The 21,561-nt window shown below is 54.6% G+C and carries 15 protein-coding genes and 1 pseudogene; 7 read left to right on the top strand and 9 right to left on the bottom strand.

The window, feature by feature from the left end; all coding sequences use genetic code 11:
• Positions 1-16 precede the first annotated feature (16 nt).
• The 4 genes from hofC to nadC form a co-directional block, all read right to left on the bottom strand.
• Entirely contained in the window at positions 17-1,201 is a 1,185-nt protein-coding gene (hofC, locus tag ACOTY5_RS13700) for a protein transport protein HofC (RefSeq protein WP_017694511.1), read from the bottom strand.
• Positions 1,191-2,570 (bottom strand): type II secretion system protein GspE, encoded by a 1,380-nt coding sequence (gspE, locus tag ACOTY5_RS13695; RefSeq protein WP_015572679.1) that lies wholly within the window; start codon positions 2,568-2,570, stop codon positions 1,191-1,193. The genes hofC and gspE overlap by 11 nt, the downstream gene beginning before the upstream one ends.
• A 12-nt stretch (positions 2,571-2,582) precedes the next feature.
• Positions 2,583-3,020 (bottom strand): prepilin peptidase-dependent pilin, encoded by a 438-nt coding sequence (ppdD, locus tag ACOTY5_RS13690; protein ID WP_421631935.1) that lies wholly within the window; start codon positions 3,018-3,020, stop codon positions 2,583-2,585.
• Positions 3,021-3,194: 174 nt separating this feature from the next.
• Complete coding sequence (nadC, locus tag ACOTY5_RS13685; RefSeq protein WP_015572681.1) at positions 3,195-4,088, bottom strand: carboxylating nicotinate-nucleotide diphosphorylase; 894 nt, start codon at positions 4,086-4,088, stop codon at positions 3,195-3,197.
• Between the two features lie 87 nt (positions 4,089-4,175).
• Between nadC and ampD the strand changes: the two are divergent.
• Both ampD and ampE read left to right on the top strand, forming a co-directional pair.
• Positions 4,176-4,729 (top strand): annotated as a pseudogene (ampD, locus tag ACOTY5_RS13680) (1,6-anhydro-N-acetylmuramyl-L-alanine amidase AmpD).
• A complete protein-coding gene (ampE, locus tag ACOTY5_RS13675; protein WP_003856320.1) occupies positions 4,726-5,580 on the top strand; it encodes a beta-lactamase regulator AmpE in 855 nt (284 codons plus the stop codon). Before ampD ends, ampE begins: the two are co-directional and overlap by 4 nt.
• 18 nt (positions 5,581-5,598) lie before the next feature.
• On the opposite strand, the gene ACOTY5_RS13670 is transcribed toward ampE, so the two are convergent.
• From ACOTY5_RS13670 to aroP, 3 genes are all read right to left on the bottom strand, one after another.
• The gene (locus tag ACOTY5_RS13670) at positions 5,599-6,549 is read right to left on the bottom strand and encodes a family 43 glycosylhydrolase (RefSeq protein ID WP_045141606.1); all 951 of its coding nucleotides are present in this window, start codon (positions 6,547-6,549) and stop codon (positions 5,599-5,601) included.
• Positions 6,550-6,559: 10 nt separating this feature from the next.
• On the bottom strand, positions 6,560-7,957 hold the full coding sequence (locus ACOTY5_RS13665; RefSeq protein WP_045141605.1) for a glycoside-pentoside-hexuronide (GPH):cation symporter: 1,398 nt from the start codon (positions 7,955-7,957) through the stop codon (positions 6,560-6,562).
• Between the two features lie 164 nt (positions 7,958-8,121).
• Positions 8,122-9,492: an aromatic amino acid transporter AroP gene (gene aroP / locus ACOTY5_RS13660; protein WP_015572685.1), complete on the bottom strand. Its 1,371-nt coding sequence runs from the start codon at positions 9,490-9,492 to the stop codon at positions 8,122-8,124.
• A 537-nt stretch (positions 9,493-10,029) separates the two neighbouring features.
• Between aroP and pdhR the strand changes: the two genes are divergently transcribed.
• The 5 genes from pdhR to ACOTY5_RS13635 all read left to right on the top strand — a co-directional run bounded on the left by pdhR (position 10,030) and on the right by ACOTY5_RS13635 (position 18,762).
• Entirely contained in the window at positions 10,030-10,794 is a 765-nt protein-coding gene (gene pdhR / locus ACOTY5_RS13655) for a pyruvate dehydrogenase complex transcriptional repressor PdhR (protein ID WP_015572686.1), read from the top strand.
• 123 nt (positions 10,795-10,917) lie between these two features.
• Positions 10,918-13,581 carry a pyruvate dehydrogenase (acetyl-transferring), homodimeric type gene (gene aceE, locus ACOTY5_RS13650; RefSeq protein ID WP_003856315.1) on the top strand — a complete coding sequence of 888 codons (2,664 nt, stop codon included), beginning with the start codon at positions 10,918-10,920 and terminating at the stop codon, positions 13,579-13,581.
• Positions 13,582-13,595: 14 nt separating this feature from the next.
• A complete protein-coding gene (aceF, locus tag ACOTY5_RS13645; RefSeq protein ID WP_017694504.1) occupies positions 13,596-15,491 on the top strand; it encodes a pyruvate dehydrogenase complex dihydrolipoyllysine-residue acetyltransferase in 1,896 nt (631 codons plus the stop codon).
• A 175-nt stretch (positions 15,492-15,666) separates the two neighbouring features.
• Complete coding sequence (gene lpdA / locus ACOTY5_RS13640; RefSeq protein ID WP_003856313.1) at positions 15,667-17,091, top strand: dihydrolipoyl dehydrogenase; 1,425 nt, start codon at positions 15,667-15,669, stop codon at positions 17,089-17,091.
• Between the two features lie 279 nt (positions 17,092-17,370).
• Positions 17,371-18,762 carry an RCC1 domain-containing protein gene (locus ACOTY5_RS13635; RefSeq protein ID WP_421631932.1) on the top strand — a complete coding sequence of 464 codons (1,392 nt, stop codon included), beginning with the start codon at positions 17,371-17,373 and terminating at the stop codon, positions 18,760-18,762.
• Between the two features lie 207 nt (positions 18,763-18,969).
• Here ACOTY5_RS13635 and ACOTY5_RS13630 read toward each other — a convergent pair whose 3' ends face one another.
• Both ACOTY5_RS13630 and ACOTY5_RS13625 read right to left on the bottom strand, forming a co-directional pair.
• Positions 18,970-19,761, bottom strand: a complete 792-nt coding sequence (locus tag ACOTY5_RS13630; RefSeq protein ID WP_045141604.1) for a DUF2950 family protein — start codon at positions 19,759-19,761, stop codon at positions 18,970-18,972.
• 10 nt (positions 19,762-19,771) lie between these two features.
• Positions 19,772-21,268, bottom strand: a complete 1,497-nt coding sequence (locus ACOTY5_RS13625; RefSeq protein WP_045141603.1) for a DUF3300 domain-containing protein — start codon at positions 21,266-21,268, stop codon at positions 19,772-19,774.
• Positions 21,269-21,561 lie beyond the last annotated feature (293 nt).

The raw sequence follows: 21,561 nt of genomic DNA, 5'->3' as shown, positions 1-21,561 counted from the left end.
CGTCCGTGCGCCAGCATTACCCCGCGCTCATTGCATCCCCCAGATGGAAAATCGGCAAATACATTGCCACCACCAGCGTGCCAATAATCAGACCCGTCACGACCAGTAGCAAAGGCTCAAGAAGCGCTGCCAGATTGTCTGCCTGCTGAAATGTCTGTTCCGTATGATGGCGGGCCAGATTCATCAGCATCACATCCAGTGAACCCGACACTTCTCCGGTGCGAATGAGCTGAATACACAGTGGCGTAAAAACAGAGGCCTTCTGGAAGGAGGACCACACGGGCATCCCCTGTTCGATATCGCTGCGTATCTCACGGAGTTTCTCCTGCCAGTAGCCCCTCTCAACGGTCTCCTCCACACTCTCCAGTCCTTGTAAAAAGGCAATTCCGGCCTGCTGGGTTAATGACAGCACGGTAAAAATCTGCCCCAGTTTTTGCCCGCGCGTCAGCGTGCCCATCACCGGTACGTGTAACAAGACATACTGCCAGCGTGGATGCCGCCGCAGCTTACAGGCGATGACAACCATTGCCACGAGCAGGGTCAAAAGGGTGAGGATATGCGCCTGAACCAAGGCCGCCAGCCCCATGACTGCCTGCGTGAGCAAAGGGAGCGGGGTGTTGAACGTTTTGTAGATTGCAGCAAACTCAGGCAAAACCAGCGTGACCATCGCCAGCACCACGAAAACGGCCAGCGTCAGGATGATCAGCGGATAGCGCAGCGCTTTCTTCACCTTCGCACTGAGCTGCTGCTGGGATTTTTGTTGCTGCGCAAGCTGACGGCAGCAGGCTTCGAGCTTACCCGTCAGCTCACCCGTCTTCACCATTGAGACATAAAGAGGGCTAAACACCTCTGGCCATTTCTTCATGGCCTCTGACAGGGCGCAACCTTCGCTCAGGTCATCAGCAAGACTGTGCAGCAGCGCCTGCCAGTGCTGCAAAGGATGCTGTTCCGCCAGCATGTGCAGGCTTTGGGATAGCGTGAGTCCAGCCTGTAGCAGCGTGGCGAGCTGGCGAAAAATATCGTAGCAGTGCTGCACCTGCCATCGGTGGCGCTGCTGACAGCGTTTTAGCGCCAGCGGGTGCAGTTGTTTAAGCACCAGAGCCGTGTAAGCTGCGTCACGGTCGATGGCCCAGAGGGTGCCGGTTTGCACCTCCCCCTCGGTGTTCAGGGCACGCCAGCGCCAGAGCGAATTAGCAGCCATCGGGCATTCCCAGGACGCGCAACAGCTCTTCGAGCGTGGTCAGCCCTTGTTCTACGGCCATGCAGCCATGCTCAAACAAAGAGGTCATTCCCGCCTGACGAGCGCTGGACCCAATCACCTCCGTGCTTGCTCCGCTGGCGATGGCCTGCCGCAGCGTGTCGTCGATGACGAGCACTTCAAAAATGGCTACGCGACCATAAAAACCGTGGTAGCAGCGATCGCAGCCGGTGGGTTGCCAGCGAGGAAGCGGCCGGGGCCACAGCGTGCGGGGTAATTCGGTGTGGCGGCTGGCTTCCTGTCGGCAGTACGGACATAAACGGCGCACCAGTCGCTGGGCAATCACCATCGAGAGCGCCGAAGAGATCATCCAGCGCGCGACGCCCATCTGTTGCAGCCGTACCAGCGTTTCAGTCGTCGAATTAGTATGGAGGGTGGACAGCACCAGATGCCCGGTTTGCGCCGCCTTAATGGCAATTTCTGCCGTTTCGCCGTCACGAATTTCACCCACCATAATGATGTCAGGATCCTGCCTGAGCAGGGCACGCAGCACGCTCTGAAAGGTCAGCCCCGCGCGCGGATTAATCTGCGTCTGGTTTAAGCCTGCAAGCGGGATTTCAACGGGATCTTCCACGCTGCAAATATTGACGTCAGGGGTATTTCGCGCCTGTAACGCGCTGTACAGCGTCACCGTTTTCCCGCTACCGGTCGGGCCGGTGACCAGAATCAACCCCTGAGGGCTGTTAAGCGCCCCGGCAAAACGGGCCTGCTGGTCTGCGCTCATCCCCAGCTGTTCAAGCTCCAGTGCCTGCTGTACCTGGTGAAGCAGACGAAGCACGATTTTTTCTCCACCACTACAGGGAAGGGTTGCGATACGAAAAGAGACGGGGACGCTTGCCAGCTCCACCGTAAACTGGCCGTCCTGCGGCAGGCGGCGCTCCGCAATATCCAGTTGACCCAGCACCTTCAGGCGTGCGGCAAGCGTCGTCCCGAGGGCGGCAGAGATCGGCAGTTGCGGGTAGAGAACACCGTCGATTCGCAAACGGATCTGGTAGCCGTGCTCCGTCGGTTCAATATGGATGTCAGAAGCCCGCTGGTTTACTGCCTGCTGCAAGGTTGTACTGAGCACGTCAGCGGCTGAGTTTGGCGCTATGCCCGGCAGGTGTGATGATGAGACGGACTGAAGCCGTTTTTCCATCCGTTCTGCCGTCCAGCACTCAATATCAATACGCTTCTGCGTGGCGAAGCGTAACGCTTCCATCAGCTCAGAGGCAGGATTACCCACCACCGCAATGCTGATCATATCGGTGTCGCTTGCGAGTAGCAGTGCGTGATGGCGCTGACAGAGCGTCATTAGCTGTTCGGTATTCATTGTCCACTCCTGTCAGTTGTTGTCGAAGCGGAAAACATCTTCACAGGCTTGTCTGAGCGCCGTGTCGGACGTAATTTTGCAGTCACGCGTCCAGCCCGTCATACCGTTACCGTCGCTCCAGATCGGTGTCATGAGCACTTCAAGTCCGTTAAGGCTTTCCTGCCCTGTTAACGATACGGCCCCCTTTGCCACGCTCATCGCTGAAACGTAACGTGTGGTTGTCGGGGAGGGGATGCCATTGGTGCCTGCGTCGCAGCTATCCACACCACCACGATCCAGGGTGCAAAGCTCAATGGCGGTGCGGTAGGGGATGAACGTTTGCAGCATATCGGTGAGCGCCGCTTTTCGCAGGTAGTTCTGATAGGCCGGAACGCCAATGGCGCTCAGGATGGCAATAATGCCAATGACCACCATTAGCTCAATCAGGGTAAATCCGTGTTGTCTGTTCATGTCTGCTCCTTACGTTAAGTGGCGCTACTGTGGCAGTGCCAGCATGCAGAAACGAGGGACAAAAGCGTGAACGTGAAGGGGCTTTCAGGGAAATGATTCAGTGTTGCAGAGAAGGACAGCGTAATTGCGAGCGGTTTCGTATTTCCCCTCTCCGGGCGGAGAGGGGAGGATAATTTATTTGAAGCGCATCGAGAGGTCGAGGGCGCGGACGTGCTTGGTCAGGGCGCCAACGGAGATGTAATCCACGCCGGTTTCAGCAAATTCGCGGATGGTGTCGAACGTCACGTTGCCGGACACCTCAAGCTGCGCCTGGCCGTTTGTGCGTTTGACTGCTTCACGCATCTGCTCCGTGTCGAAGTTATCGAGCATGATGATGTCAGCCCCCGCTTTAATGGCCTCGTCCAGCTCCTCCAGCGTTTCCACTTCCACTTCGACCGGCACATCCGGATGTAGCCAGAAGGCTTTTTCCACGGCCTGACGCACCGAGCCAGAGGCAATAATGTGGTTCTCTTTGATCAGGAAGGCATCGGATAGCCCCAGACGATGGTTGGCGCCGCCACCGCAGAGTACCGCGTATTTCAGCGCGGTGCGCAGGCCCGGCAGGGTTTTACGGGTATCCAGCAGCTGCGTGCGGGTGCCTGCCAGCAGGTCAACGTAGCGGCGTACTTCACTGGCAACGCCAGAGAGCGTTTGCACAAAATTGAGCGCGGTGCGTTCACCGGTCAGCAAGACGCGGGACGGGCCGTCCAGCTCGAACAGTGGCTGATTCGCCGTGACCGCATCACCGTCTTCAACGTGCCATGTTACCTGCACCTCGTCGCCTGCCAGCTGGGTAAAGACCTCTTCAACCCAGCGTTTGCCGCAGAAAACCCCCGCTTCGCGGGTGATGATCACCGCATGCGAGCGTGTCTCTTTTGGCAACAATTGGGCGGTAATATCGTTATCGGCGCTGACGTCGCCGCCGAGATCTTCTTTCAGGGCATGGGCAACGCTTGCCGGGATATCACTATTAATACGTTCCAGAAGCGCGTCACGTCGGTGGTCGGGGTTATAGCGGCGAGGCGGCATGATAAAACTCCAAATTGGTAACGAATCATAATATTGAAACATGCTACTCTGAACCGAGTAACAGCACCATAGATAAGGAGTTCCAGCATGTTGTTAGAAAACGGATGGCTGGTGGACGCGCGGCATGTACCGTCGCCGCACCACGACTGCCGCCCGGAGGATGAAAAGCCCACACTGCTGGTGGTTCACAATATTAGTCTCCCGCCGGGTGAGTTTGGCGGTCCGTGGATCGATGCGTTATTCACTGGAACGATAGATCCCGATGCCCACCCCTTCTTTGCTGAGATTGCGCATCTGCGCACTGTCTGATCCGTCGTGATGGCGAAGTGGTTCAGTATGTTCCTTTTGATAAGCGAGCCTGGCATGCTGGCGTGTCGATGTATCAGGGGCGCGAGCGGTGCAATGATTTCTCCATTGGAATTGAACTGGAAGGAACGGACACCACGCCTTACACCGATGCGCAATATGAGAAACTGGTTGCTGTAACGCAAACGTTAATCGGGCGCTATCCCGCCATTGCAGACAATATTACAGGGCACAGCGACATCGCCCCCGAAAGAAAAACCGACCCCGGCCCGGCGTTTGACTGGTCCCGGTTTCACGCCATGCTTACCACGTCGTCAGATAAGGAGATAACATGACGTTGTTTACCATGCTGCTGGTTATGATCGCTGAACGCCTGTTTAAGCTCGGCGAGCACTGGCATCTGGATCATCGGCTGGAGGTGTTATTCCGCCGCATCAGGCATTTTTCCATGCTGCGCACGCTGCTAATGGCGGCAGGCGTGATGGCGATTACGTTCCTGTTGCTGCGCTCGCTTTACGGCCTCTTTTTCAACGTGCCGCTGCTGGTGGTGTGGATCCTGCTCGGCGTGCTGTGTATTGGCGCGGGCAAGGTGCGTTTGCACTATCACGCGTATCTGAAAGCCGCTTCCCGGGATGATGCCCACGCGCGCGGCGCGATGGCGAGCGAGTTGACGATGATCCACGGCGTACCGCCGGATTGCGATGAACGCGAGTTTCTGCGGGAGCTGCAAAACGCGCTGCTGTGGATCAACTTCCGTTACTACCTGGCGCCGCTGTTCTGGTTCGTGGTGGGCGGACCCTGGGGGCCGGTACTGCTGATGGGTTATGCGTTCCTGCGCGCCTGGCAGACCTGGCTTGCCCGCTATCTTACGCCGCATGAACGTCTACAGTCCGGCATTGATGCCATCCTGCACGTGCTCGACTGGCTTCCGGTGCGTCTGGTAGGCGTGGTCTATGCCCTCATCGGTCACGGTGAAAAGGCGCTGCCCGCGTGGTTTGTCTCCCTTGCAGACCGCCATACCTCGCAGTATCAGGTTTTAACCCGACTGGCACAGTTCTCGCTGGCGCGTGAGCCGCACACGGACAAAGTCGCAACGCCAAAAGCTGCCGTCTCGATGGCGAAGAAAACATCCTTTGTGGTGGTGGTGATTGTGGCGCTGCTGACGATTTACGGCACGCTGGTCTGACCCAGCGCGCCGAAGCCGTTACGGCGTATCCGCGGGCGGGATGCCGAAGTCAGGCATCCCGTTTTCGTTCCAGCGGACGAGTTTCAGGCGAGTATGGCGATTGGGATCGTAAAGCGGATCGCCTTCAATTTCAGTGTAGTTTCGCGCGTGGTAGACCAGCACATCTTCGCCTTCCGGCGTCTGCGTAAAGCTGTTATGGCCTGGCCCATACTGACGGTTTTCGTAGCTGGTGACGAACACCGGGCGCGGGGATTTATGCCAGTTAGCCGGGTTTTGCGGATCGGCATTCAGGTCTGCCCACAGTAATCCCATGCAGTAGTTCTCGTCGGTGGCGCTGGCGGAATAGCTGATAAACAGCTTATCGCCATGGAACAGCACCGCCGGGCCTTCGTTGACCCAGAACCCACGGCACTCCCAGTCATATTCCGGTTTACTGAGCATCACCGGCTCGCCTTTCAGCGTCCACGGATTTTCCATTTCACACAGGTAAAGATTGGAGTTACCGGAAATGTCCGGGGCTTTTTGCGCCCACAGATACCAGCGTTTACCCTGATGAACAAAGGTGGTGGCATCCAGCGCGAAGGTGTCAAACGGGGTTTTGATTTGCCCTTTTTCCACCCACGTACCGGTGAGCGGATCGCCATCTGCGCATTCAATGGCAAACATGCGATGCTGGAACATCCCGAGCTGATCGAGCGCCTGGGTATGCGTGGCGGCAAAATAGATGTACCACCTGCCGTCGATATGATGCAGCTCCGGTGCCCAGATCAGCTGGCTCATCGGGCCGGTGTCGGGCTTGCGCCAGACAATCACCTCTTCGGCATCGCGTAAACCTTCCAGCGAGTCCGCGCGGCGGATCGCCAGCCGCTCGTACTCTGGTACGGAGGCGATAAAGTAATATTGCCCATCGTGACGCAGGATATACGGGTCGGCGCGTTGTTCAATAAACGGGTTTGGCCAGGTTTGCATTCGGCTTTCCTTATTTAGTCTCAGCGGCTTTGAGTTCCTGATAATCGTTCAGCTCGCGATAGTTGGTGCGACGCTTTTCCAGATCGGACTGGATCTGCTTCATGGTCTCACGGTCCACTTTCAGCAGACGTACTACGCCCGCGGTAATTAAGTATCCAATGCCGGGAATGATGGTAAACAGCAGCACGATCCCGTTGATGGCATCCGCGCTCTGCGCTTTTGCGCCCGCGTCGTAGCCGTACCAGGAGAGCAGGAAGCCGACCATTGCCCCGGCAATCGCCAGACCCAGCTTCAGGAAGAAGATGTTGCCGGAGAAGCTGATCCCGGTGATGCGTTTCCCGGTTTTCCATTCACCGTAGTCGTCCACGTCGGCCATCAGCGACCAGTGCAGCGGTGACGGGATCTGGTGCAGGATGTTCAGCAGGACGTAGAGCACGACAATGGTTGTCGTCGCTTTCGGGTCGAAGAAGTAGAAGGCGCAGGAGAAAATCGCCAGCACGATGTTGGTCCAGAAGAAGACCTTCAGCTTACACCAGCGGTCGGTCAGCACTTTCGCCAGCATACTGCCGAACATCATGCCGACCACGCCCAGGCTGATAAACAGCGTGGCGAAATGGGTGCTTTGCCCCATGACCCAGGTGACGTAATACATGGTGGCCGCCATGCGGATAAAGCCAGGGCAGACGTTGCACAGGGTTAACAGCAGGATCCGCACCCACTGGTCGTTCTTCCACACGTCTTTCAGGTCGTTTTTCAGTTCGTCATGGGTTTGCACCGCCGGACGCACGCGCTCGCGCACCGTGGCGAAGCAGAACAGGAACATGCAGGTACCAATCAGCGCCAGCACGGTCATCGCCATCTGGTAGCCTTTGGCTTTGTCATCTCCCCCGAACCAGTCGGCCATCGGCAGCAGCGTCAGCGACAGCAGCAGCGTGGCGATGCCGACAAGCACGAAGCGATATGACTGGCAGGCGACGCGCTCTTTGGGATCGTTGGTAATCACTCCGCCCAGCGAGCAGTACGGAATGTTGATGGCGGTATAGGTCAGCGACAGCAGGAAGTAGGTGACAAAGGCATAGATAACTTTGCTGTTATAGCTCCACTCCGGCGTGGTGAACATCAGAATGCTGAACAGCGCGTAGGGGAAGGCAATCCACAGCAGCCATGGACGAAACCGGCCATATTTGCTGCGGGTACGGTCGGCAATCGCGCCCATAATTGGGTCCGTGACGGCATCAATGACGCGTACGGACAGGAGTAAAACGCCAACCAGTGCAGGAGCCAGACCAAAAATATCCGTATAAAAGTAGTTAACAAATAACATGATGGCGCCAAAGATAATGTTGCATCCGGCGTCACCCATGCCATAGCCGATCTTTTCTTTTACTGACAGTTTGTTGTTATTCATCGACAGCTCTCCGGGTTTCGGTATGGAGAGAATTATTCGCTGGCAAACGAATATATGCGTTGCAATATAAAGGCGGTGATATGGAGGATTTTGCTGTAGGCGCGAATTTGTGAGGAAGGTAACAAGACGCTGTACCCGCAACCGCGAGTACAGCGAGAAAACACTTAGTGCGCTTTCACCGTTTTGGCATTTTTCTGTTTCACCATATAACCCACGCCGAGGATCGCAATCCAGACCGGGATCAGGTAGACGGAAATCGCCATGCCTGGGGTGATGAGCATGATGACCAGCACAGCTGCCATGAACAGCAGGCAAACCCAGTTCCCCAGCGGATAGAGCAGGGCAGGGAAGCGCGTGGTTACGCCCTGCTGGTGCTTGGCGCGGCGGAACTTGATGTGCGCGAGGCTAATCATCGCCCAGTTAATCACCAGCGCGGAAACCACCAGCGCCATCAGCAGACCGAAGGCAGATTCCGGTGCCAGGTAGTTAATCAGAACGCACAGCGCCGTCACGACCGCCGACACGATGATGGTATTAACCGGTACGCCACGCTTATCAACGGTAAGCAGCGCTTTCGGTGCGTTGCCCTGTTGCGCCAGGCCGAACAGCATACGGCTGTTGCAGTAAACGCAGCTGTTATAAACGGAGAGCGCGGCGGTCAGCACCACGACGTTGAGCGCGTTCGCCACGAAGGTGTCGCCCAGCTCGTGGAAGATGAGCACAAACGGGCTGGTATCCGCCGTCACGCGCGTCCATGGCAGCAGGGAGAGCAGGACCGCCAGGGAGCCCACATAGAAGATCAGAATACGGTAGATAACCTGGTTAGTGGCTTTCGGGATGCTCTGCTCCGGGTTGTCGGCTTCCGCGGCGGTGATGCCCACCAGCTCCAGACCGCCGAAGGAGAACATGATAATTGCCATCATCATCACCAGACCGGTCATGCCGTGCGGCAGGAACCCGCCTTGCTCCCAAAGGTTGCGCACGGTGGCCTGCGGACCGCCGTTGCCGCTGAACAGCAGCCAGCCGCCGAAGATGATCATCGCTACAACGGCAATCACTTTGATGATGGCAAACCAGAACTCCATCTCACCAAACACTTTTACGTTGGTCAGGTTAATGGCATTGATAATGACGAAGAAGGCCGCCGCAGACGCCCAGGTGGGGATCTCCGGGTACCAGAACTGAATGTATTTCCCAACGGCGGTCAGCTCGGCCATGGCAACCAGAACGTACAGAACCCAGTAGTTCCACCCCGAGGCGAAACCTGCGAAGCTGCCCCAGTATTTATAGGCGAAGTGGCTGAATGAGCCTGCGACCGGCTCCTCAACAACCATTTCACCTAACTGGCGCATAATCAGAAATGCAATAAAACCCGCAATCGCGTACCCCAGAATAATGCCCGGACCGGCCGACTGGATAACCGATGCACTGCCCAGAAACAGGCCAGTACCAATAGCACCGCCCAGGGCGATGAGCTGAATATGGCGGTTTTTAAGGCCGCGCTTTAGCTGATCGCCATGCTGTTGAGCTTCCATTTGAAACCTCGTGTGTGGTTGTTATGTTCACGCTGTGCGTGTGTAATTATGAAAGTCCATATTCTGTATTTATTTCTTTACGGTTAACGATACCGAAAAAAGCGGAGATGGCTTCCGTTAGCGCAAGAATAGTGGTAAGCGCCAGCGAATGCACCTGCTTTATGAAGGGATGAAGACGACTTGAATAAAAAGAAACCAATTGTAAATCGGTACGTTAACCCCTCATACCCCAACCTATAGAATAGAAATGCGTCAGAAGAGGGCGAATTTTCATTTTTTGCCTTGTTGAATCGCTTCAGATTGCAAAAACCCTCGTTTCATTATGGTTAAAACTGCCTCTTTGGTAGTAACCATTTCATTTGTGCAAAGTTACATTCCTGAAACGTTAGTTCTGTAAGGTTGTTAAAATGTGCCGGGTTTACTGATTTCAATCAAAACCAATATGGACAGAAGGTGAATACTTTGTTACTTTAGCGATACGAACATGAAATTGGTAAGACCAATTGACTCCGGGCAAAAAGGCGTAAGACAGGGAATATGGCCTACAGCAAAATTCGCCAACCAAAACTTTCCGATGTGATTGAGCAGCAGCTGGAGTTTTTGATTCTCGAAGGGACACTGCGCCCGGGCGAGAAGCTCCCGCCAGAACGCGAGCTGGCAAAACAGTTCGACGTTTCACGCCCCTCTCTGCGTGAGGCGATTCAACGTCTCGAAGCAAAGGGCCTGTTGCTCCGTCGCCAGGGTGGCGGAACCTTTGTGCAAAACAGCCTGTGGCAGAGCTTCAGCGACCCGCTGGTAGAACTTCTCTCTGACCACCCAGAATCCCAGTTTGATCTGCTTGAGACCCGTCACGCGCTGGAAGGTATCGCGGCTTATTACGCCGCCCTTCGCAGCACTGATGAAGACCGCGTACGTATTCGCGAGCTGCATCAGGCCATTGAACGGGCACAGCAGTCCGGCGATTTAGACGCCGAGTCCAATGCCGTCGTCCAGTATCAAATTGCCGTCACCGAAGCGGCGCACAACGTGGTGCTCCTCCATCTGCTACGCTGCATGGAGCCGATGCTGGCCCAGAACGTTCGTCAGAATTTTGAATTGTTGTATGCCCGTCGGGAGATGCTCCCGCTGGTAAGCAACCATCGCACCCGAGTATTCGAGGCGATAATGGCCGGGGAACCGGAGCAGGCGCGCGAAGCGTCGCACCGCCATCTGGCTTTCATTGAGGAAATCTTGCTGGACCGCAGCCGTGAACAATCGCGTCGCGAACGTTCATTACGCCGCATACAGCAACGAAAGGATTAAGCGCCAGGTACTTTTAGAGCGCGGCAACTAAACGCAGAACCTGTCTTATTGTGTTTTCTGACGAAAATACAATGGGACAGGTTCCAGACAAATCAACGTATTAGATAGATAAGGAATACCCCCATGTCAGAACGTCTCCAAAATGACGTGGATCCGATCGAAACTCGCGACTGGCTACAGGCGATCGAATCGGTCATCCGTGAAGAAGGTGTTGAGCGCGCTCAGTATCTGATTGATCAGCTGCTTTCAGAAGCACGCAAAGGCGGCGTGAAAGTGGCTTCAGGTGCAGGGGCTAGCAACTACGTAAACACGATTGCCGTCGAAGACGAACCGGAATACCCGGGCAATCTGGATCTGGAACGCCGTATCCGTTCTGCTATCCGCTGGAACGCCATCATGACCGTTCTGCGCGCATCCAAGAAGGACCTGGAACTGGGTGGCCACATGGCGTCCTTCCAGTCTTCTGCGACCATTTACGAAGTGTGCTTCAACCACTTCTTCCGTGCAGCTAACGAGAAAGATGGCGGCGATCTGGTGTACTTCCAGGGCCACATCTCTCCGGGCATCTATGCACGTGCCTTCCTGGAAGGTCGTCTGACTGAAGAGCAGATGAACAACTTCCGTCAGGAAGTTCACGGTAAGGGTCTGTCTTCTTACCCGCACCCTAAACTGATGCCTGAGTTCTGGCAGTTCCCGACCGTATCTATGGGTCTGGGTCCAATCGGTGCGATCTATCAGGCTAAATTCCTGAAGTACCTGGAACACCGTGGTCTGAAAGACACCTCTGAGCAGACCGTTTACGCCTTCCTGGGCGACGGTGAAATGGATGAGCCAGAATCTAAAGGCGCGATCACCATCGCGACCCGTGAGAAGCTGGACAACCTGTGCTTCATCATCAACTGTAACCTGCAACGTCTGGATGGTCCGGTAACCGGTAACGGCAAGATCATCAACGAACTGGAAGGCATCTTCGCAGGTGCTGGCTGGAACGTGATCAAAGTGATGTGGGGCGGTCGTTGGGATGAGCTGCTGCGTAAAGACACCAGCGGTAAACTGATCCAGCTGATGAACGAAACCGTTGACGGCGACTACCAGACCTTCAAATCCAAAGACGGTGCCTACGTTCGTGAGCACTTCTTCGGCAAATATCCTGAAACCGCAGCCCTGGTTGCAGACTGGACTGACGAGCAGATCTGGGCGCTGAACCGCGGTGGTCACGATCCGAAGAAAGTTTACGCTGCACTGAAAAAAGCGCGTGAAACCAAAGGTAAAGCGACTGTGATCCTGGCCCACACCATTAAAGGTTACGGCATGGGTGATACCGCAGAAGGTAAAAACATCGCTCACCAGGTTAAGAAAATGAACATGGACGGCGTGCGTTATATCCGCGACCGTTTCAACGTTCCAGTGACCGATGAGCAGGTAGAAAAACTGTCTTACATCACCTTCCCGGAAGGTTCTGAAGAGCATAAGTACCTGCACGAACGTCGTCAGGCGCTGAAAGGCTACCTGCCTGCTCGTCAGCCTAACTTCACCGAGAAGCTGGAACTGCCAGCGCTGGAAGATTTCTCTCAGCTGCTGGAAGAGCAGAACAAAGAGATCTCTACCACTATCGCTTTCGTTCGTGCCCTGAACGTGATGCTGAAGAACAAGTCGATCAAAGATCGTCTGGTTCCAATCATCGCCGACGAAGCGCGTACTTTCGGTATGGAAGGTCTGTTCCGTCAGATCGGTATCTACAGCCCGAACGGTCAGCAGTACACCCCGCAGGACCGTGAGCAGGTTGCATACTACAAAGAAGACGAGAAAGGTCAGATCCTTCAGGAAGGTATCAACGAACTGGGTGCAGGCGCATCCTGGCTGGCTGCTGCGACTTCTTACAGCACCAACAACCTGCCGATGATCCCGTTCTACATCTACTACTCCATGTTCGGGTTCCAGCGTATCGGTGACCTGTGCTGGCAGGCAGGCGACCAGCAGGCTCGCGGCTTCCTGATCGGTGGTACTTCTGGTCGTACGACCCTGAACGGTGAAGGTCTACAGCACGAAGATGGTCACAGCCACATTCAGTCTCTGACTATCCCTAACTGTATCTCTTACGACCCGTCTTACGCGTACGAAGTGGCAGTCATCATGCATGACGGCTTGCAGCGCATGTACGGTGAAGCGCAAGAGAATATTTACTACTACATCACCACCCTGAACGAAAACTACCACATGCCGGCAATGCCAGCAGGTGCCGAGGAAGGTATCCGTAAAGGTATCTACAAACTCGAAACCATCGAAGGTAGCAAAGGTAAAGTTCAGCTGCTGGGCTCCGGTTCTATCCTGCGTCACGTTCGTGAAGCAGCGCAGATCCTGGCGAAAGACTACGGTGTGGGTTCCGATGTGTACTCTGTTACCTCCTTCACTGAACTGGCGCGTGATGGCCAGGATTGTGAGCGCTGGAACATGCTGCACCCAATGGAAACCCCACGCGTTCCGTACATCGCTCAGGTGATGAACGACGCGCCAGCGGTGGCGTCTACTGACTATATGAAACTGTTCGCTGAGCAGGTTCGTACTTACGTTCCAGCTGATGATTATCGCGTACTGGGTACTGACGGCTTCGGTCGTTCTGACAGCCGCGAAAACCTGCGTCACCACTTCGAAGTTGATGCTTCCTACGTGGTAGTAGCAGCACTGGGCGAACTGGCTAAACGTGGCGAAATCGATAAGAAAGTGGTTGCAGACGCAATCACCAAATTCAACATCGATGCAGATAAAGTTAACCCGCGTCTGGCGTAAGAGGTAAAAGAATAATGGCTATCGAAATCAATGTACCGGACATCGGGGCTGATGAAGTTGAAATCACCGAGATCCTGGTCAAAGTGGGCGACAAAGTTGAAGCTGAACAGTCGCTGATCACCGTAGAAGGCGACAAAGCTTCTATGGAAGTCCCGTCTCCTCAGGCTGGCATCGTTAAAGAGATCAAAGTCTCTGTTGGCGATAAAACCGAGACCGGTAAACTGATCATGATTTTCGATTCCGCCGACGGTGCAGCAGCTGCTGCACCTGCGCAGGAAGAGAAGAAAGAAGCCGCTCCTGCTGCTGCTCCAGCAGCGGCCGCGGCAGCGAAAGAAGTGAACGTGCCTGACATCGGCGGTGACGAAGTTGAAGTCACTGAAATCCTGGTGAAAGTGGGCGATACCGTTGCGGCCGAGCAGTCACTGATCACCGTAGAAGGCGACAAAGCCTCTATGGAAGTGCCGGCACCGTTCGCGGGTACCGTTAAAGAGATCAAGATCAACACCGGCGACAAAGTGTCTACGGGTTCCCTGATCATGATTTTCGAAGTGGCGGGCGCTGAAGGCGCTGCGGCTCCAGCGAAAGCGGAAGCTGCTCCGGCTCCGGCTGCTGCACCAGCGGCTGCTGGCGGCGTGAAAGACGTTAACGTACCGGACATCGGCGGTGACGAAGTTGAAGTGACCGAAGTGATGGTAAAAGTGGGCGACAAAGTTGCCGCTGAACAGTCACTGATCACCGTTGAAGGCGACAAAGCTTCTATGGAAGTGCCTGCGCCGTTCGCCGGTACCGTTAAAGAGATCAAAATCAACACCGGCGACAAAGTATCTACCGGCTCTCTGATCATGGTCTTCGAAGTGGAAGGCGCAGCACCTGCCGCCGCTCCAGCTGCCGCGGCTGCTCCGGCACCGGCTGCTGCACCGGCTCAGGCTGCTAAACCGGCTGCTGCCCCTGCTGCTAAAGCAGAAAAATCTGAGTTCGCTGAAAACGACGCTTACGTCCACGCGACTCCGCTGATTCGTCGCCTGGCGCGCGAATTCGGTGTGAACCTGGCGAAAGTGAAGGGCACTGGTCGTAAAGGCCGTATCCTGCGCGAAGACGTTCAGGCTTACGTGAAAGATGCGGTGAAACGCGCCGAAGCTGCACCTGCTGCTGCCGGTGGCGGTATCCCGGGCATGCTGCCATGGCCGAAAGTGGACTTCAGCAAGTTCGGTGAAATCGAAGAAGTGGAACTGGGCCGTATCCAGAAAATCTCGGGTGCGAACCTGAGCCGTAACTGGGTAATGATCCCGCACGTTACCCACTTCGATAAGACCGATATCACCGATCTGGAAGCGTTCCGTAAACAGCAGAACGCCGAAGCTGAGAAGCGTAAGCTGGACGTGAAGTTCACTCCAGTGGTCTTCATCATGAAAGCGGTTGCCGCTGCCCTTGAGCAGATGCCTCGCTTCAACAGCTCCCTGTCCGAAGACGGCCAGAAGCTGACGCTGAAGAAGTACATCAACATCGGTGTTGCGGTTGATACGCCAAATGGTCTGGTTGTTCCGGTCTTTAAAGACGTGAACAAGAAGAGCGTCACTGAGCTGTCCCGTGAACTGACCACCATCTCCAAAAAAGCGCGTGATGGTAAGCTGACTGCCGGCGAAATGCAGGGCGGCTGCTTCACTATCTCCAGCATCGGCGGCCTGGGTACCACCCACTTCGCGCCGATTGTGAACGCGCCGGAAGTGGCTATCCTCGGTGTGTCCAAGTCCGCGATGGAGCCGGTGTGGAATGGCAAAGAGTTCGTGCCGCGTCTGATGATGCCAATCTCTCTGTCCTTCGACCACCGCGTGATCGACGGGGCTGATGGTGCGCGTTTCATCACCATCATCAACAACATGCTGAGCGACATTCGCCGCCTGGTGATGTAATCGAAAAGCCGGCCAGTCGGCCGGCTTTTTTCTGATAATCTCATGGGGTTTTTGAGGTTATTGGTGAAAGCGATAATTCGTGAGCCGTTTGTTGTTTCAAAATTGTTAACAATTTTGTAAAATACGGGCGGATAGAACGACCCGGTGGACGACGGGTATACATTAAGAGGTCATGATGAGCACAGAAATCAAAACTCAGGTCGTAGTACTTGGGGCAGGCCCGGCAGGTTACTCCGCAGCATTTCGCGCCGCGGATTTAGGTCTGGAAACCGTCATCGTAGAACGTTACAGCACCCTCGGCGGTGTTTGTCTGAACGTCGGCTGTATCCCTTCTAAAGCGCTGCTGCACGTAGCGAAAGTTATCGAAGAAGCCAAAGCGCTGGCTGAACACGGTATCGTCTTCGGCGAGCCGAAAACCGACATCGACAAAATTCGTACCTGGAAAGAGAAAGTTATCACTCAGCTGACCGGCGGTCTGGCGGGTATGGCCAAAGGCCGTAAAGTGAAAGTGGTAAACGGTCTGGGTAAATTCACCGGTGCGAACACCCTGGAAGTGGAAGGCGAAAACGGCAAAACCGTGATTAACTTCGACAACGCGATCATCGCGGCAGGCTCTCGCCCAATCGAACTGCCATTCATTCCACATGAAGATCCACGCGTGTGGGATTCCACCGATGCGCTGGAGCTGAAAACCGTTCCTAAGCGCCTGCTGGTTATGGGCGGCGGTATCATCGGTCTGGAAATGGGTACCGTGTACCATGCGCTGGGTTCAGAGATCGACGTGGTTGAAATGTTCGACCAGGTTATCCCGGCTGCCGACAAAGACATCGTTAAAGTCTTCACCAAACGCATCAGCAAGAAATTCAACCTGATGCTGGAAACCAAAGTGACTGCCGTTGAAGCGAAAGAAGACGGTATTTACGTTTCTATGGAAGGCAAAAAAGCCCCTTCCGAACCACAGCGTTACGACGCCGTGCTGGTGGCTATCGGTCGTGTGCCGAACGGTAAAAACCTCGACGCGGGCAAAGCTGGCGTGGAAGTGGACGACCGTGGCTTCATCCGCGTTGACAAACAGCTGCGCACCAACGTGCCGCACATCTTTGCTATCGGCGATATCGTCGGTCAGCCAATGCTGGCGCACAAAGGTGTTCACGAGGGTCACGTTGCCGCTGAAGTTATCGCCGGCATGAAGCACTACTTCGATCCGAAAGTGATCCCATCTATCGCCTACACCGAGCCAGAAGTTGCATGGGTCGGTCTGACCGAGAAAGAAGCGAAAGAGAAAGGCATCAGCTACGAAACCGCCACCTTCCCGTGGGCTGCTTCTGGCCGTGCTATCGCTTCCGACTGCGCAGACGGTATGACCAAACTGATCTTCGACAAAGAGACTCACCGCGTGATCGGTGGTGCGATTGTCGGTACCAACGGCGGCGAGCTGCTGGGTGAAATCGGTCTGGCTATCGAAATGGGCTGTGACGCGGAAGACATCGCGCTGACCATCCACGCTCACCCGACTCTGCACGAGTCCGTGGGCCTGGCGGCAGAAGTGTTTGAAGGTAGCATTACGGACCTGCCAAACGCGAAAGCGAAGAAGAAATAAGTTTCTTCTTGATTGCGAAACGCCTCCGAAGGAGGCGTTTTTTTTGGTTTAAAGTCCATATCTTAGTGTTAATTATCAATTTAAATGCAGAATAGATAAAATATTTGTACATGGTTAATTAAATGTATTCGCGAATCAAATGATTCATTTAATTTTTAATGGGTTTGTATAAGTCGCTGTGTTTATGTTTTTTTTAGGAGTGGCTTGGTTAATTTGACTTAAAATAGAAAGGTAATATAACTATCGCTGGGATTACTCTATTAAAAGGAACCAGTTATTATGAATAGTTATGAATCGACCTCTGGTATTCGTGATTTAAAAGTCATGGGGGCCAGAACACAATTAGGGAGTGGTTGGGCGAGTGCGACCCATAAGCTTGTAGCCCTTGATAAAGAGACCCTACAGCCAGTCAGCGTTGACTGGTGGTATGAAGATGAATCCGCACCGCGCTTTACTGGACCTGTTTTCACCGATACCCGCCCAAATGTACGCTTGCTGGCAAATTCTGATGTTTATCGGCTGGGTGATGTTATTAATATCAGCAATTTTGGTGGTTCAGGTTCTGCGTTAGCTGCCATCAAAAATGACGGTACTGTTGTAGCGTGGGGGATGCTAGAAAATGGTGGTACATCACCCGTCAGTGATCGTAATCATGATGTCAGGTCAATTTTTGGTGGTATGGATTCTTCCGCTGCCGTAAACGCCAATGGTCAGGTGTTTACCTGGTCTGTTGATGATATTAATCCTCTGCCAGCTGACGTTGCGGCCCTGAATGATATAGTGGATATTAACGTGGCCCAATACTGGGATGACAACGGAAATTATACCTATCTGGCGTTGCGAGCTAATAACCAGGTCATGCAGTGGACGGATGGAATATCACATAACGATTTTACAGAAGATATTGCTGAGAGGAAGGATTTCATCGCTATCCAGACCACAGAATATGCCTTCGCGGGAATTACCAAAAATGGCCATGTTATCACTTGGGGGGACACATCATATGGGGGAGAGATTCCTGTACATTTGAAAGAAATGCATGATGTAAGCACTCTTTACAGTAACGTGGGTGCATTTGTAGCGCTCAGGTCGTCAGGCAGTATTTTTGCTTGGGGCAGTATGGAATATGGTGCTGACATTCCGGATAACATTGCTAGCCTGACGGATATTGTTTCCGTATACCGTACAAGTTCAACTTTTATTGCCTTAAGACAAAATGGCAGTGTGGTTTTTTGGGGGAAAAACAGAAATTTGACCGAACTGCCAGCAGAAATTGCAAGTCTAAGAAATATCATTGATGTGCAAGCAGCTGTTAATGGCAGTTATGCTTTTTTAACTTCAGAGGGTAAGGTGTACTGTTGGGGGCATGTTGCTCAAAAAATGCCCGAGGATTTGTCAGATGTCGTCTCCCTGACATCTGCCTGGAATGCTTTTGCGGCGCTTCGTCGTGACGGTAGCGTTGTTGCCTGGGGATATGAAGATGAGGGCGGAGACACAACCCCCGTCACAAACGAACTTTATGATATTCGCGCAATATATTCTTGTGGATATCGTTTTTGCGCCTTGCGCAACGATGATCGTCTCTTAGAATGGGGCGAAGAGTCCAGAACGGATATAACAAAGATGCCAGCAGATTTGCAGGGAAATGTTACCTATAGCTTTGTTAAATGATCGTGCTGCCAACCCCGAAAGCGAAACAGAAATAAGTTTCTCTCTTGAGTGGTCTCCATTGCGAACAATGTTGATCTGAATTAGAAGAAGCGAAACCTATACTGGAAGCTCAGTTGGTGAATATTTTGTAAAAACATAGCCGGGTGACGCTGCGCTTACCCGGCCTACAAAAATCGTAGACCGGGCAGGCGAGGTGCCACCGGACGTTTACGGTGCCACGGGCTGCCAGGATGTATCAGGTTTATACACGGTCAATGCCTGGACTTTTCTGGCGGTTTCACTGCCGAGGTCTGCCTGATACACCTTGTCATCCTGGTTAACGACAAAGCTCATTACCCCCGTCTGACCATAGCTCACGGGCCAGGCAACCATCGCAAAGCCATTTTTATCCGGCAGAATGCGGAACCGATAGCCGTGATAGCCCATACCCGGCTCCGGCGGGCTGAAGGCGGGACCCAGCGGGCTTGGCGCTTCGCCCGGCGAGATGGGCCAGTACAGGCCGTCTTTTAGCCCTGGCGTGCTGACAATCTTCTGCGCATAGCGGTGGTTCATGGCGTAGTAGCTCTGCTGTGCGTCGACGTAGGCGTGCAGCGCTCCGATAGCCGCGAGTTCGTTGCGGCCGATTTCGCGGGTCAGGATCTCATCAGCCGCTTTCTGCATATCAAATTGCCAGCCCTCTTTTTTCTTCACTACCGGTATGGGGAGTTGCCAGCCGTTATCGCCAACTGACAGATGGGCTATATCGCCGCTGATTTCGGTACGATGGTATATCTTCCAGTCACGCAGGAATCGAGCCACCGCCTCCGGATCAACTCCTTCAGGTGGCAGATAGTCGCGCCAGTTATCCCCCAGCAGGTCGGCCATCGCGCGCTCATTCTGCTCGCTGATGGCCTTCGCCAGGGCATTGGCTGCCTGCTCAGGCGTGGAGAAGGATTGCTGGGCGCAGGCGAAGGTGGATACCATCAACAACAGCATTCCACCGATCGGTTTCATGTTCATAGCGGCTCCCTTAACGACGATGGAATTCACGGTGTTCGGTATGGTGTTCGGACAGCTGCTGGCGGAAGCTGGCACGCTGCTCACTGTTCAGCGACGCGTGCTGGCGGCTTTGCAGCCCGCGCTGGTGCTGGGCCTGCCAGCTGGCCGAACGGCTGTCGTTGCCGCTCAGGGCGTTTGCCCGCAGCGGCTGATGCTGAACCTGCGTCGGGCGTCTGGTTTGCGCAAGAGTATTATTCATCCGTTGTGCGTGGGGCCGCGCGCTGTCGTAGCCGCGATAGTTGCTGCGCTGAGAGAGCTGCTTTAGCTGCTGCGCGGACGCTGAATGTTGCGGGAAATGCGCGTCGCCATGCTGTAGCTGTGTGAGGGTTTTGCCCGTCGACTGCTGTACCTGCGCCATCGCAGCCTGCCGCTGGCTATCGCGGTTGACCGGCTGCTGCCGGGTAGCGCTCAACCCGCCCGGCACTGAAGTCTGATGATAGCGGCTGGCAAGCTGGCTATTGGCATAGGGCACGCCGTTGCGGTAGGCCGGATTATGCTGCCAGACCTGATGATTATCGGTGAGGTGCTCGCCGGTGATCTTATTGAAGTTATTAACATTAATATTAATGTTATCGCCGTTATGCGAATAACCGCCGTGGTGATCGTCATCATGATCGTGATGATGTTCGTCGTCATCGTCCCAGTCTATGTTACTGAACAGCGCATAGGTAGTGGCTACGCCGAGGCTATAGCCAAAGCCTCTGACGAAACTATTGGTAAACTGCTGGCCGGGAGACGGGGGCAGATACACAGGCGGATAGCTGGCGTTTGGCCACGTGCCGTAAACGGTGGAAGGGTTGTAGGTAGGGACATAAACCACCTGTGGATCGGCTGGCTCAATTTTAATCACCGTCGGACTAGCCGACGTTGACGTCGCGGCTGTACTGGTGGAGGCTGGCGCAGATTTTTTCACGGTGGTGACGGTCTGCTGCGGGGTGGATTGCAACGTGCCTGTCTGCTGCGCGAGCAGGCGCAGACGCTGCACGGAATCCATCACATCCTTTGGCTGGGCCAGAAAGGCGTCGCCGAGGCTCTGTACCCACGACGGGTTTTCTCCCATCAACGACATTAACTGCGGAAAGGCGACCAGCGATTTCACGCTGGCATCCCATGGCTGCCCGCTGACCGCCTGAATGGCGGTATCGCCCTGCATTTTAGGGTTGTCCTTTGACCACTGGGCGGCCTGAATCACGCTCGCCGGATAGGTTGAGGCCATCAGAATTTGCGACAGCAGCGCGTCGGGGTAGAGCGCAATGGGCGCGGTCCACTGATCGATCTGCGCGGCGGTATAGGCCGGAGTCGCCACCGGGGCAGGCTGTGCTGCCGGGTCGGGGAGCTGCGGAGCTACCGGCGCAGGTGGGGGAGCAGGTTCCGTCGCGCGGCTTTTAACGAACATGACGCCTGAGGCGGCAAACAGCCCCGCACTGCAAAGCAGAACAAGAAGATGTGGTTTAAAAGGCAACTTCATAGATTGACTCCAACGAGACGAGTGCAGTGCCGTGAGGCGTTGCTGTTGCCGCGAGTATCATTCACCCGTGTTTTACAGTTTTGACTTTTGTTGGGAAAACCTCCGAAGCATCCGGATAAAGAGTGTGAGTATTTATTGCACAATTATATCGGATGGCTGAGCAGGCGACGGACATTCAGAAGGCCGCTCTTGCGAGCGGCCAGCAGCTAGTTGCTGGGGTGGCGACAAACTTACGGAACTGCTTTCGGGCCCGGTGACGGGGTGCTATACCATGCTTAACGATTCAGCAAATT

The organism is Enterobacter cloacae complex sp. SHL018 (assembly GCF_049237905.1).
GTDB classification, from domain to species: Bacteria; Pseudomonadota; Gammaproteobacteria; order Enterobacterales; family Enterobacteriaceae; genus Enterobacter; species Enterobacter hormaechei_C.
The sequence above is the reverse complement of the archived record's forward strand: the minus strand, read 5'-3'. Positions and strand labels throughout refer to the sequence as shown.